The sequence below is a fragment of the Pseudomonas sp. Pseusp97 genome (genome assembly GCF_047304025.1).
Lineage (GTDB): Bacteria > Pseudomonadota > Gammaproteobacteria > Pseudomonadales > Pseudomonadaceae > Pseudomonas.
The window spans coordinates 1-580 of sequence record NZ_JBGLYK010000481.1; the positions used below are offsets into that span (position 1 = coordinate 1).

General features: G+C 68.4%; 2 protein-coding genes. Both read right to left on the bottom strand.

All coding sequences use genetic code 11. The annotated features are described in order from the left end of the window. A partial coding sequence (tssK, locus tag ACCC94_RS30000; protein ID WP_413353211.1) for a type VI secretion system baseplate subunit TssK occupies window positions 1–362 on the bottom strand: 362 nt, incomplete at its 3' end. 11 nt (window positions 363–373) lie between these two features. Further along, on the bottom strand, window positions 374–580 hold a 207-nt coding region (locus ACCC94_RS30005; protein ID WP_413353212.1), incomplete at its 5' end, for a type VI secretion lipoprotein TssJ.

Below are 580 nucleotides of genomic sequence, written 5' to 3' on the forward strand. Positions count from 1 at the left end.
CCACCGGCGGCCTCGCCCGCCTCCACCGTGTCGCGCACGCCGGAACGGCGCAGCGGCAGGGCGACGTAGATCACCCCGTCACGCAGGCCGTCCTCGATATCCAGCGGTTCGGGAGCGACGTCTTCCTGGGGAATGTTGAACGGCGTGCCGTCGGGCAGCAGGCCGCGCGCCGTGACGATGGCCAGCTTGCCCTGGGCCAGCAGGCCGGTATCGAGCTGAAGCTCCGAAAAGCCCCAGCCAGCGGCGGACAGCGGCCGGCTGCGGGCGTCGATGAGGCTTTCCAGGTAGCGGTCGTGCTGCTGGAAATGCTGGGTGCCGATGAACATGCCTTCCGACCAGATCACGCGGTTGTTCCAGGACATAGGGGCTCCGTTTAGCGAGAGTCGGGACGGGAGGGTTGTTCGAGGGCCACCACGCGCACGGCGTTGGCGCCCAGTTCGATGCGGTAGCTGCTCGCCTGCCCGGCAACGGGCTGGAGCACGCTGCGCCATTGCGCGCGGTCGAGGTCGCGGTAGCCGACCATCAGCGCCACCTGGCGGGTGGCGGGCTCCAGGCGGCGGGTACTTTCTGTTATAAACAA